Origin of the sequence: Streptomyces sp. AC558_RSS880 (assembly GCF_019049255.1) — a bacterium.
GTDB lineage: Bacteria > Actinomycetota > Actinomycetes > Streptomycetales > Streptomycetaceae > Streptomyces.
The window spans coordinates 611,652-624,634 of sequence record NZ_JAGMUJ010000161.1 but is presented as its reverse complement, the minus strand read 5'-3'; the positions used below and the strand labels follow the sequence as shown (position 1 = coordinate 624,634).

The 12,983-nt window shown below is 71.2% G+C and carries 8 protein-coding genes; 7 read left to right on the top strand and 1 reads right to left on the bottom strand.

Annotation, left to right across the window (positions count from 1 at the left end; translation table 11 throughout):
- Positions 1–346: 346 nt before the first annotated feature.
- On the bottom strand, positions 347–4,291 hold the full coding sequence (gene eccCa / locus KUM38_RS38775) for a type VII secretion protein EccCa (RefSeq protein WP_254398431.1): 3,945 nt from the start codon (positions 4,289–4,291) through the stop codon (positions 347–349).
- Between the two features lie 342 nt (positions 4,292–4,633).
- On the opposite strand from eccCa, the gene eccD reads away from it, so the two are divergent.
- From eccD to KUM38_RS38740, 7 genes are all read left to right on the top strand, one after another.
- Positions 4,634–6,031 (top strand): type VII secretion integral membrane protein EccD, encoded by a 1,398-nt coding sequence (eccD, locus tag KUM38_RS38770; RefSeq protein WP_217136831.1) that lies wholly within the window; start codon positions 4,634–4,636, stop codon positions 6,029–6,031.
- A 17-nt stretch (positions 6,032–6,048) separates the two neighbouring features.
- On the top strand, positions 6,049–7,521 hold the full coding sequence (gene eccB, locus KUM38_RS38765; protein WP_217136830.1) for a type VII secretion protein EccB: 1,473 nt from the start codon (positions 6,049–6,051) through the stop codon (positions 7,519–7,521).
- 372 nt (positions 7,522–7,893) lie between these two features.
- On the top strand, positions 7,894–8,244 hold the full coding sequence (locus KUM38_RS38760) for a hypothetical protein (protein ID WP_217136829.1): 351 nt from the start codon (positions 7,894–7,896) through the stop codon (positions 8,242–8,244).
- 69 nt (positions 8,245–8,313) lie between these two features.
- Positions 8,314–8,634: a WXG100 family type VII secretion target gene (locus KUM38_RS38755; RefSeq protein ID WP_159535892.1), complete on the top strand. Its 321-nt coding sequence runs from the start codon at positions 8,314–8,316 to the stop codon at positions 8,632–8,634.
- Positions 8,635–8,662: 28 nt separating this feature from the next.
- Entirely contained in the window at positions 8,663–9,109 is a 447-nt protein-coding gene (locus KUM38_RS38750; protein ID WP_217136828.1) for a type VII secretion system-associated protein, read from the top strand.
- Positions 9,110–9,121: 12 nt separating this feature from the next.
- Positions 9,122–12,454 carry an AAWKG family protein gene (locus KUM38_RS38745; protein ID WP_217136827.1) on the top strand — a complete coding sequence of 1,111 codons (3,333 nt, stop codon included), beginning with the start codon at positions 9,122–9,124 and terminating at the stop codon, positions 12,452–12,454.
- Between the two features lie 16 nt (positions 12,455–12,470).
- Positions 12,471–12,983 carry a YbaB/EbfC family nucleoid-associated protein gene (locus KUM38_RS38740; protein WP_217136826.1) on the top strand — a complete coding sequence of 171 codons (513 nt, stop codon included), beginning with the start codon at positions 12,471–12,473 and terminating at the stop codon, positions 12,981–12,983.

Below are 12,983 nucleotides of genomic sequence, written 5' to 3'. Positions count from 1 at the left end.
CCCACATGCCGGCCCCCGCCGACCCCACTCCCCACCGCCGCTCCCTGACGATCGCGGCCGTGGGCCTGGCCACGGTCCTCCTCCTGGCAGCCCTGGCCGCGGTCGTCCCCCGAGGCCGCACCAGGAACTGGCGCCCCCCGAGAGCCTCCTGAGGAGACCGTCACCGCGCCCACCCGGGCCGGCCCCCGCGCGCCCGGTGCGGGGTGTGCCGCGTCGGGGTGGGCCGGGGGGCGGTTGCGCAGCCCGGCGCCTTCGGGGTGCCGTCGCGCCCACCCGTGCCGCCCCGCGGCACGACTGCCCGCGGATCGCGGCGGTGGTGCGGGAACCCCGGCCGGACATGGGCACCTCACGACCCGTCCTCCACAAGCCCCGTCTGCACCTGCAAGGTCTTGCGCCGGGCGATCCGCACCGCCCGCCCCGGAATCAGCTCCCGCCCCTTCACGCTGCCGAACAGATACCCCTCGCTCGGCGGACACGACATCAGCAACCCCGGCGTGTTCACCTCCTGCAGCCTCCGCAGCAACGACTCGTTGAGCCCGCGCCCGGCGCCCGCCGACGACCGCGCCACGATCAGGTGCAGCCCCACCTCGTGCCCCAGCGCCAGATGATCCAGCAGCGGGGCGAACGGCTGCGTCATCGGCCCGCCGCCCACCATGTCGTAGTCGTCGATCAGGATGAACAGCCGCGGCCCCTGCCACCAGTCGCACAACCGCATCCGCGACGGAGCGATGTCCTCCCCGGGAACCCGCTGCTTGACCGCCCGCGCCGCCCCGTCCACCAGGTCCCGCAGCATGTCCAGGGACACCGCGTGCCCGAGCCGGTACGCCTCGGGAACGCTCTCCACCAGCTCCCGCCGGTAGTCCACCGTCATGATCCGCGCCTCGGCCGGCGTGTACCGCTCGGTGATGCCGCGCGCGACCAGCTTCAGCAGGTTCGTCTTGCCGCTCTCCGTGTCGCCCACCACGATCAGGTGCGGGTTCTCGGTGAAGTCGTGCCACACCGGTGCCAGTTCGTTCTCGTCCAGGCCGATGGCGATCCGCAGGCCGTTCTCGCCCTCCGCCTCCGGCAGCTCCTCGACCGGCAGCTTCGCCGGCAGCATCCGCACCCGCGGCGCGGTGGGCCCCGTCCAGTTCTCGGCGATCGCGGCGACCAGCCCCGCGACCCCGTCCGCGAGGTCGTCGGCGTCCTCGACCCCGTCGACGCGTGGCAGCGCCGACAGGTAGTGCAGCTTGTCGGAGGTCAGCCCCCGCCCCGCGCTGCGCGGGATCGTCGCCGCCTTCCGGGAGTCGATCTGCGAGTCCATCGGATCGCCCATCCGCAGCTCCAGCCGGGTGCCGGTCTGGTCGCGCACCGAGGACGACAGCTCCACCCAGCGGGCGGTGGTGACGATCAGGTGGACGCCGTAGTTGAGCCCGCGGGCGGCCAGCGCGTTGAAGGTGGGGATGTGCCGGTCGAAGTCCTGGCGCACGGTAGCCCAGCCGTCGATGGCCAGGAAGACGTCCCCGTGCGGCTCGTCGGGGAACTCGCCCGCCGCGCGCCGCTTGCGGTACGTCGCCATGGAGTCGATGCCGTGCTCCAGGAAGAACCGCTCCCGCCGGGCGAGCAGGGTGGTGACCTCCGCGATCGTACGGCCCACCCGTTCGGTGTCCACCCGTGCCGCGACCCCGCTCATATGGGGCAGCTCGTCCAGCGAGGCCAGCGTGCCGCCGCCGAAGTCGAGGCAGTAGAACTGCACTTCGCGCGGGGTGTGGGTGAGGGCCAGCGCGGTGATGAGGGTCCGCAGCAGGGTGCTCTTGCCGCTCTGCGGGCCCCCGGCGATGGCCACGTGGCCGCCGGCCGCCGACAGGTCCACGGTCAGCAGGTCGCGCAGTTGGTCGAAGGGCCGGTCCACGACGCCCACCGGCACCGTGAGCCGTCCCCGCAGCGGCCAGTCCGCCGTGGTCAGGCCGTACCGCGGATCGGGTGCCAGCGGCGGCAGGATCTGGTCCAGGGTGGCCGGCCGGCCCAGCGGCGGCAGCCACACCTGGTGGGCGGGCGGTCCCGCCCCGCGCAGCCGGTCGAGCGCCACCGACAGCAGCGTCTCCCCGCCGCCGTCCCCCTCGCCCCGCGCCTCCGGCTCGTCGGGCTCGCCCGCCGGGTCCAGGTCCGGGTCCGCGGGCGCGCGCGGCACCACCCACTCCGCCGTCCACGGCACCACCTGCCGCGCCACCTGTGCCTGCACCACGGCCCGGCGCCGCTGGTACGGCCCCGAGACGTACGCGGCCCGGAACCGGGTGAGCGCGTCGACGCCGCTCTTGAGGAAGCCGGCACCCGGCTGCGCGGGCAGCTCGTAGGCGTCCGGCACACCGAGCACGCCCCGGCTCTCCATCGCGGAGAACGTCCGCAGGCCGATCCGGTACGACAGATGGCTCTCCAGCTGGTGCATGCGGCCCTCGTCCAGCCGCTGCGAGGCGAGCAGCAGGTGGACCCCGAGGCTGCGCCCGAGCCGGCCGATCATCACGAACAGCTCCATGAAGTCGCGGTGCGAGGCCAGCAGTTCGCTGAACTCGTCGACCACCACGAACAGGCTGGGCAGCGGCTGCAGCGGCGTCCCGGACTGCCGCGCCTTCTCGTACTCCAGCGCGGAGGTGTAGTTGCCGGCGGCGCGCAGCAGCTCCTGCCGCCGGATCAGCTCCCCGTGCAGGGCGTCCTGCATACGGGCGACCAGCGCCACCTCGTCGGCGAGGTTGGTGATGACCGCCGAGGTGTGCGGGAGTTCGTCGAGGCCGAGGAAGGTGGCGCCGCCCTTGAAGTCGACGAGGACGAAGTTCAGCGTCTCGGAGGAGTTCGTCAGTGCCAGCCCCAGCACCAGTGTGCGCAGCAGCTCGCTCTTGCCGGAGCCGGTGGCGCCGATGAGCATGCCGTGCGGTCCCGTACCGCCCTGCGCGGACTCCTTGATGTCCAGCTCCACGGGCCTGCCCTCACCGCTCACCGCGATCGGCACCCGCAGCCGGGCACTGCCCGTCGCCTTCTCCCACAGCGTGGCCGGGTCGTGCCGGTGCAGGTCGGGGATGTTCAGCAGCGAGGTCAGCTCGACGTCGTTGGCGAGCGGCTTGGAGTCGTCGCCGCCCACGCTCATCCGGTACGGCGCGAGCAGCCGGGCGAGCGCCAGCGCCCCCACCGTGCCCAGCCGGTCGGGCCGGCCGAGCACCGTCGACTGCTCCTTGCGGTCGCGGTCGGTGCGCACCAGCGCGACACCGCCCTCGTCCACCTCCAGGCGCAGCGTGGTCCGCCCGGGCTTCCAGGCGAGCGCCCCGGTGAGGTCGAGCACCACCGCGTTGCGGAAGCCGTGGCCGTCGAAGCGGTGCCCCGCCGGCACCGTGCAGCCGTCGATCACGACGACCGTGTACGGCTCCTCACGTCCCGGGACCGCGTCGGGGTCGGCGCCCGGCCGCTCCAGGAACTCGGCACCGAGCAGGTTCTCCAGCTCGGTGAAGGCCGAGGCGATCATGCGGGCCGGTCCGGCGCCGTCCTCCTCGTGCCGGTGCAGACTGTGCGGCAGCCACTTCGCCCACTCCCACTCCGAGCGCCGCTCGTCCGAGACGCACAGCGCGATCCACAGGTCGTCGGGGGAGTGGAACACCGCCAACTGTGCGAGCAGGGCCCGGGCCTGGGCGCGTATCCGCTCCTCGTCCCCGCGGAACAGCACCTTCGACCAGGCCCGCAGATAGATCGCGATGGGCTGGTCCCGGACGGTGGAGTAGGCCCGGGTGAAGCTGCGCAGCGCGTGTGCGCTCAGCGGCTCCAGGTCCTCGACGGGCTTGGTCGACAGCGGCGTCAGCTTCATCGCAAGACGCTGGTCGCCCACGCCCATCCGCACCTCGGCGAAGTCCTCGTCCGACGCCCGCCGCTCCCACAGCCGGGTGCTGCGCACCAGCGACGACAGCGCGTCGGGTTCCGGATGGCGCCAGGCGAGGGCGCGCTGCTGCTCGACGATGGACGTCCGCACGATGCGCCGGGTCTGCCGCAGGTACCGCAGGTAGTCGCGGCGCTCGCCCTTCATCCGCTGCTTGCGCTCGCCGTTGCGGCGCATGACCTGACCGAGCATCATGCCCGCCGACGCGATCACCATCACACCGAGCGCGATGTAGATGAATCCGCCGCTGTCCCGGCTCATCCCCGGACGCATGAACATCAGCATCATGGAGACCGACATCAGCGCCATCGGCAGATACGTCCACACCGCGGAACTGTCCGGCACGACTTCCGGAAGCGTCGGCGGCTCCTGAAGACTCAGTTCCCCCGACGGCATTTCCGGCCCTTTGCGGCGGGCCGGCCGGCGGAACAGGATCACGCTCAACGAACGTCCTCCTCAACGATTTCGGAAGGAATTCCGGAGGAACCTCGCGGGAACGTCGCGGGTTTTTCCGTAAAGAGTCAGAGTCCCGCGCGACGGCGGCGGGAGAATTTCCTGGGGGTTCCGTAACGCTGAACTCCCGGAGTGGTGTTGCGAAAAGCCCGGCGTACGGTCAAACTCGTCGGCGCATGCCCCGTCCGACTTTTCCGTCGCGTTCGGCGACCGGCCGGTGTGCCGCTGCCACCTTCCAGCCACCGCGTATCGCGTGGTCCGCCAGAAAGTGTGAACCCCGAGCCCATGACTGAGATCCAGACGGCAAGCCTGTGCCGCGTCACCGTACGTGCTCCGGCCAGGACCGTCGACCTGGCCGTGCCCTCCGACGTCCCCGTCGCCGATCTGCTGCCCACAGTGATCGGCTACGGAGGGGACGACCTGGAGGAATCCGGCCTGGAGCACGGAGGTTGGGTGCTCCAACGCCTCGGCGGTCCACCGCTCGACCCCGAGAGTACCTTGGACTCCCTCGGTCTGCGGGACGGAGAGGACCTTTACCTGCGGCCGCGCACCGAGGCGCTGCCCGAGGTGCACATCGACGACCTGGTCGACGGCATCGCCGACGGCATGGGCCGCAGGCCGCACGGCTGGAGCCCGGAGGCCGGCCGGCGCCTGCTGCGCGGACTGGCCGCGGCCACCCTCGCGCTGGGCATCGTGCTGCTGGCCATGCCGGGGACGGCGGGCTGGGTGCGGGCCGTCGCCGCCTCGGCCGCCGGACTGCTGCTGATCGCAGGGGCGGGCTCCGCCTCCCGCGCCGTCGGGGACGCCGGAGCCGGCTCGGTGCTCGGCCTGATGGCGGCCCCCTACTTCGCCCTGGCGGGCTGGCTGCTGCCCGGCGGCGACCTGGGCGGCGCCGACGGCGAAGCCGTCCTCGGCGCACGGCTGCTGGCGGCGTCCGCGGCCGGCGGCGCGGGCGCGGTGCTCGCCCTGGCGGCGGTCGGCGTGTACCCGGCGCTGTTCATCGGCGCGGCCTGCGTCGCCGCGGCGGGCGCGCTCGGCGCCGCCCTGATCACCCTGGACCTGGCACCGGAACAGGCGGCCGGCGTGGTGGCCGTCGTGGTGGTGCTCTTCGGCGGGTTCGTCCCGTCGCTGTCGTTCCGGCTGGCCGGCATGCGGATGCCGCCCCTGCCGACCAACGTCCAGCAGTTGCAGCAGGGCATCGACCCGTACTCCTCCTCGGACGTCGACGCCCGGTCGGCGCTGGCGGACGGCTGGATGACCGCCCTCTACGGCGCCATCGGCCTGGTCTGCCTGCCCTGCCTGGTGGCGCTCATGGCTTCGCCGGGCCTCGCCGAGATCCTCACCGTCGTGGCCCTCTCCCTCCTCCTGCTGCTGCACAGCCGGGGGCTGGGCAACGTCTGGCAGCGGCTGGCGCTGACCTGCGCCGGGGCCTGGGGCGTGGTCCTGCTGCTGTTCGTCTCCGCACGCTCCCTCGCCCCGGCGGACCGGCTGACCCTGACGGCCGGACTGATGGGGCTGGCCGCCGCGATCGCCATCGCCTCGTGGACCGTGCCCGGACGGCGGCTCGTCCCGTACTGGGGGCGCGCGGCCGAGCTGCTGCACTCACTCGCCGCCCTCAGCATCCTGCCGCTGACGCTCTGGTCGATGGGCGTCTACGGCTGGCTCCGCGGCATCAACGGCTGACCCGGGAGAACGGCGACATGCACAGCAAGCGCGACCAAGTACAGGCGCACCTCTTCATCATGGGCCGGCTGGCCTCGGCCATGCTGCGCTCGGAACCCGACGCCCCGGAGAGCCCGCTGGGCAGGACCAACCGCGGCGCCGCGATCGGCGTGATCATCGCCTTGCTGGTGTGCGCCGGCGCCTTCGTCTTCGGACTCCTGCGGCCCGGCGGCAACGACTCGTGGCGTTCGGGGGAGAACCTGATCGTCGACAAGCAGACCGGCGCGCGCTACCTGTACCTGGACGGACGGCTGCGCCCGGTGCGCAACTACGCGTCGGCCCGGCTGGTCACCGGCGGCGAGATCGGCGTCACCACGGTGGGCACGTCCTCGCTGGCCGGCACCCCGCACGGAACACCCGTCGGCATCCCCGACGGGCCCGAGGCGCTCCCGGGCACCGGTGACCTGGACCGCACCCCGTGGCTGGTGTGTTCCGGCATCCTGCCCCGGACGACGGGCGTCGTCACGGTGACCACGACGCTCGCCCTCGGCACCGACGCCCCGCAGGACGTGCCCGGCGGCAGGCGACTGGGCGAGGACGAGGGCATGCTGGTCACCGGCCCGGACGACGCCACGTACCTGCTGTGGCAGGGCAGCCGGCTGCGGCTGGACGAGCGGGCGAAGGCGGCCGAGGCCCTCGGGTACGGCGACGTCACCCCGCGTCCCGTCTCCGCGGCGTTCCTCGACTCCTTCCCGCTGGGACCCGACCTGGCCCCCGCCGAGGTGCCCGGGCGGGGCGAGAAGGGCCCCGAACTGGCCGGGCTGAGCACCAGGATCGGGCAGCTCTTCAAGGTCGACGTACCCGGCTCGGCCGCCCGCCACCACCTGCTCACGAAGGACGGGCTCGTGCCCCTGACGGACACGGAGGCGACCCTCCTGCTGGGCGATCCGCAGACGCGTGAGAAGGCGTACGGCGGGGGCGCCGCGACCGTGGCGACGCTCGGCGCGGACACCCTGGCCGGGCATCTCGCCCCCGACGCGCGGAGCCCGGAGCCGGCGAGGCTGCCCGCGCAGCCGCCGAAGGCGGTCACCGTCGCCACCGGCTCCGTGTCCTGCGCGGAGGTCGACTCCACGGACTCCGGTGTGCGGGTGGGCACCTCGGTGCTGCCCGAGGGCGCCCTGCCCCGGGCCGTGCAGGCGCCGGCGCCCGAGGTCGAACCGGGCTGCCTGAAGGTCGACTCCATCGCCGTACGGGCCGGAAAGGGCGCGCTGGTCAGGGCGTTGAGCGCGAGCGGCAGCGCGCTGGGCGACACCACGTACCTGGTGACGGACGAGGGCGTGAAGTACCGGCTGCTGTCCCAGGAGGCGGTGAAGGCGCTGGGCTACGAGGGAGCCGAGGCGCGGACGATGCCGTCCCCGATGCTGGCCATGCTGCCCAGCGGCCCGGACCTGACCCCCGAGGCGGCGTCCGAGGGCGAGGCACGGGTGACGCTGCGGTGCCCCGGGCGATAGCGGGCGGAAGGGGGCGACCGGGCCCCGACGGAAAGCGTCAGGAAGGGAAATTCTTGGCGTCCGCGCGGCCACTCCACGTTAAGCCGGGCACCCGGCGGCGCCCACCGGACGCCGCCGGGTGCCCGATCTGTCCGGCCGGATTCCCGCGCCGCTCACTTGAGCGGCGTGAATTCGAGAGCGTTGCTCAACTGAGCCCGTGAATACGAGGAGTTCGGGGTTCCGCGGGCAATTGCCAAACAAGTTGCGGCCTGCATAGCATCTGGCCACCCCATTGCCCCGGCGAGCCGTCCGTGATCGCAGGGACACTCTGTCTGCCCACGGAGTGACGTGGGGCCGCAGCCCGGTGAGTGTCACCGAAAAGGGAGTTCTCTCATGGCCATGCAGCAGTCCGAAGAACGCGCGACCCGCAACGGGATCATGGCGCTGGAACAGGCCTTCACCGGTGTCCAGCGCTGTCAGCAGGACGTCCAGTCCACGTCGCACACGCTCGCCTCGAATTACGGGGGCGTGGACGGCGGAAAGTACAAGAAGCTGCTGGAGCAGTGGGACGAGCACGTCGACACCATTCTGATCAACCTGGACCGGATGGTCGACGAGCTCAACGGCACCCTCACGGAGCACGGGCTGGTGCAGGGATCCACCAGCGACGCGATCGACACGGAGTACTCACGCTCCACGCAGGTGTTCGACGAGCTCAACGGCACCAACACGTCGTCGAACTGACCCCGGCGCACCCAGCAGACCTCCAAGCCCTTCCCCTCACGTCGTTCTCCCGGTGAATAGAGGACTCCGATGGACTTCTCCGACGGCTACATCTACGTCGACTACAACCATGCCGAAGGCGCGGCGGACGACATGGTCGGCCAGTCCCAGGCGATCATGAGCATTCTGGCCAACCTGGAAATGGAACTGGCCGAACTCCGCAACAGCTGGATCGGTGACGACCGGGACGTCTACAGCGAGGTCCAGGCGAAATGGGACAACGCCGTCGAGAACATCAAGAACCTGCTCGCCAACCACTCCGGTCTGCTCACCGAGATCTCCTCCAACTACCGGTACACGGAGCAGAACCTGTCGCAGCGGTGGGGCGACATCAGGATCGGCAGCCGCTGACGCCGGCCGGTGACGGAAGGATGATCACGTGGCCGTCACGGTCCTCGACAGCACGTTCCTGAAGAATTTCATCAACAACCAGATCGACGGTTTCCGTACGACGCTGGAGAACATCCTCAAGGACAGCCCGACCGCCGGACCGGCGATCTCGTTCATCGCGGACAGCATCTCGACCACGACGATCGACTCCGCGAAGCCGCTCGTCATCGGCCTCATGGCCGGCGAGAACAGCGCGGTGGGCGGGGGCGCCCTGAACAAGGTCGTCCAGCAGGGCGCGGGCGAGGTCCTGCGCATCCTGGAGGACCAGACGGTCCTCTTCGAGGACCTCGAACAGGCGTTGTGGGACACCATCGACGAGCTGGCCAAGAGCCAGGGTAAGAATCTCGAGAACATCACCGCGGACGATTTCATGGACATCTTCGAAGATGTCGACAGTGATCTCGACAATCCGGGTGGTACCGAAGAGGAAGAGTAGCGGAGTTCGGCGATGGCCAACCCCGGGGACAACAACAACGACAACTGGAAAAAAGCAGTTGACCTGCTCACCGGCTACATCCTGCCGGAGCGGAAAACGTTGTTCGACACCCTCAAGGGTAACGACGACATCCCGCTGATACACGTCCGGGTGGAAGACGAAGGCGGTCCGGAGTATTCATCGGGTTTCCTGTCCTCGGGTGGCTGGAAGACGCACAACACCGACTACACGATCCCGTACTACAGGCCGGCCGGCGACGGTACGGACGTCTCCGAGGGAAGCTACCTCTACCGGTACCGCGTGTACATCACCTTCCTCGCCTCGGGCCAGGCCCTGCCGCCGAGCGGGGACGACGTGATCCCGGGCTACACGAAGACCAGCCAGGTCCTGAAGGACAAGGGCGGCACGAACAGCGAGGGCGAGAAACTCGACTGGGACACCAACCCCCTGGTCCAGTACATCTACGGCTCCAAGGCCGCCCTCTCGCAACTGACGATGTGGCCCTACTCCACCCACGGGTTCGAGAACCGCGGGCTCCCGGTGAACGACGCCGACTACGTCGATCTGCGCACCTTCACGAACGCGGCCCAGGCGTTCGACCGGGTCGTCAAGTTCTTCGAGGACAGCGCGGTCACCGTCGGCAAGTGGGACACCGAGAACATCGGAGAGGGCAGCGACTCCTGGGACGGCACGTCGGCCGCCATCTTCAAGGAGCTCATCCACAAACTGGCCCGGAACTACGAGGGGTACGCCGACCAGCTCAACGGCAAGGGCGGCGGAGACGCCGCGGTCACCATCGACGGTGTGACGGTGACCTCCGAGCCGGCCCGCGCACTGGCCGAGGCCCAGCACGTCGTCCTCACCCAGGCACAGAACCTCTACAACGCCTGGGAGGCGTGGAAGGCCGAGAGCAACCCGCAGCGCTGGCTCTACGACATGCTGCAGGACGCCCGGCTGAAGCTCTTCGACACCCAGTTCGACAAGACGGACATCGACACGGTGTCCAGCGGCTCCGGACCGTACACCACCTGGCACAACTACGTGGTGTCGACCGCCAACTTCCGGAACGAGATCGTCATCGGGGAGAAGTCGTACGGCAAGCCGAGTGACATGACCACGTGGAAGGCGATCGCCGACGAGGCGGTGCGCCGGTGGGAGCAGTCCGTGCAGGACTGGCTCGGCACGAAGGGCGCCGAGGCCATCGTGGCGATCAACAAGGCGTTCAAAGCGGCCGAGAAGGCGTTCGACACCAGCATCACCGACAAGGACGACCGCCCCCTCTCCGAGATCTCCGCCGAGGCGGAGGCCGACGCCGAGAAGAAGAAGGCGGAGGCCGAAGCGGCGGCCGCCAAGGCGGAGGCGGAGCGGGAGAAGGCCGAGGCGAAGGCCGAGCGGGACCGCGAGAAGGCCGAAGCCGAGAAGGAGAAGGCGGAGGCCAAGGCCGAGGCGGAGCGGGAGAAGGCCGAAGCGAAGGCCGAGCGGGACCGCGAGAAGGCCGAAGCCGAAGCGGAGCAGGCCGCGGCCAAGGCGGAAGCGGACAAGGAGAAGGCGGAGGCCAAGGCCGAGCAGGAGCGCGAGAAGGCCGAGGCCAAGGCAGAGCAGGAAGCGGCCAAGGCGGAGGCCGAGAAGGAGAAGGCGGAGGCCAAGGCCGAGCAGGAGCGCGAGAAGGCCGAGGCCAAGGCCGAACAGGCTGCCGCCAAGGAAGAGGCCGCCAAGCAGCAGGCGTTGATCCTCGCGCAGAACCAGAAGGCGCAGGACGAGGCGAAGAAGGAACGGGAACGCGCCGCGGCCCAGGCCGAAGCCGACCGCGCCGAGGCCAAGGCCGAGCAGGAGGCCGCGAAGGCGGAGGCGGAGAAGGAGAAGGCCGAGGCGAAGGCGGAGCAGGAGGCCGAGAAGGCCGAGGCGAAGCGCGAGCAGGAAGCGGCCAAGGCGGAGGCGGAGAAGGAGAAGGCCGAGGCCAAGGCCGAGCAGGAGAAGGAGAAGGCGGAGGCGAAGGCCGAGCAGGAGGCCGCGAAGGCGGAGGCCGAGAAGGAGAAGGCCGCAGCCAAGGCCGAGCAGGAAGCCGCGAAGGCTGAGGCCGCCGCCGAGAAGGAAGCCGCCAAGCAGGAACAGGCCCAGGCGAGGGCCGAGGCGGAGCGCGAGCAGGAGGCGGCCAAGGCGGAGGCCGACGCCGAGAGGGAAGCCGCCAAGCGGGAACAGACTGACGCGCAGGCCAGGGCGGAGGCCCAGCAGGAGGAGGCCCGCCGCGAGGCCCTGCAGGAGAAGCAGCAGGCCAGGCTGGACGCCCAGAACGCCAAGGCCGAGGCGCAGGCCGACTACGAGCAGCAGAAGGCCGAGGCCCGCGCCGAGCGCGACGCCGCCCTCCGGGACGCCGACCGCCAGGAGGCGGCGGCCCGGCAGGAGTACGAGCAGGAGAAGGCCGAAGCCCAGGAACAGCGGGACCAGGCGCGGCAGGACGCCGAGCAGGAACGCGCCGAGGCACGCCGGGAGTACGAGCGGGAGATCGCCGCCGGCACCGACGAGGACGTGGCCCGCGAGGAGTACGACCGGCGGATCGCGGAGATCGACGCCGCCGAACGGGAGGCCGTCGAACGGGCGGACGCCGCCGAGGCCGAGGCCAGGAGCGAGTACGACCAGGCGAAGGCCGACGCCCAGGCGGAACGCGAGGAGGCGCGCACCGAGGCCGAGCAGGCGCGCAAGGACGCCAAGGCCGAGTACGACCAGCGGATGGGAGACATCCAGGCCGAGTACGACCGGATCAGCGCCGAGCAGAAGGACATCGACGAGCTGATCCGGCAGCGCATCGCCGACCTCCCCGAGCCCCCCGACCTCTCCGCCTACAACCCGGGCGGCTCCACGGGCTCCGCGGGCTCGGCGTATTCCTCCGCATTCAGCGACAACCTCTACAACCAGGACGACCTCGCCTCGGCGCTCGGGCGCCCGCAGAGCGGCGACGCCCTGGCGGGCGCCTCCGCCGGCGGCACCGGCACGGGAGCGGGCTCGCCGGGGATGTACCCGCCGATGATGCGCGGCGCGGGCGGCGAGGCCGGCGGCAACTCCGGCGAGCGCGCCAGGACCGTCATCGAGCCCGTGGTCGGCCGCTCCGGCCGGACGGCCGCCACCACGCCGACCGTCGACGACGAGGAACACCGCGTCGTCCCCAGGTCCACGCAGACCAGCAGCAGTACGCCCTTCATGCCGCCGATGGGACCCATGGGCGGGGCGGGGGCGGGGGACAGGCCGCAGACGGAGAGCGGGGACAGGGAACGGACCACGTGGCTGGCCGAGGACGAGGACGTCTGGGGCACCGACGAGGGCGGCGCGCCGCAGGCCCTGGGACGCTGAGAGGAAGGGGACCGGTATGAGCCGGCCGATGGAGGACCGGGTGGCCCAGGCGATGGCCCACCTCAAGGCGGCGGAGCAGGCCGCGGCCTCGGCACGCGCCGAACTGGACGCGGCCTCGGTCACCGCGCGTTCGACGGACCGGTCGGTCCGGGTCTCCGTCGGCGCGAAGGGCGAACTGACCAGCCTGGAGTTCCTCGACGGCAAGTACCGGACCATGGCCGCCCCCCAGCTCTCCGCGGCGGTGCTGGAGGCCGCGAACAAGGCACGGGCCGAGATGGCCCGCCGGGTCGTCGCCACGCTCGACCCGCTCACCAGGATGACCGCGCGCGGCGCCGCCCCGGAACGGATGGGCGTCGACTGGGAGTCCGTCTTCGGATCGCTGCTCCGCGAGACCTCCGTGGCGGAGGGACCCACGGCGATGAGCAGACTCCGCGACGAGATCGTCGAGGACGACGAGGAACCCGCGACCCCGCCCGGGGCGGCCCGCGGCACGGACGACGGACGACGGGAACGGCAGGAGGGCGCGTAA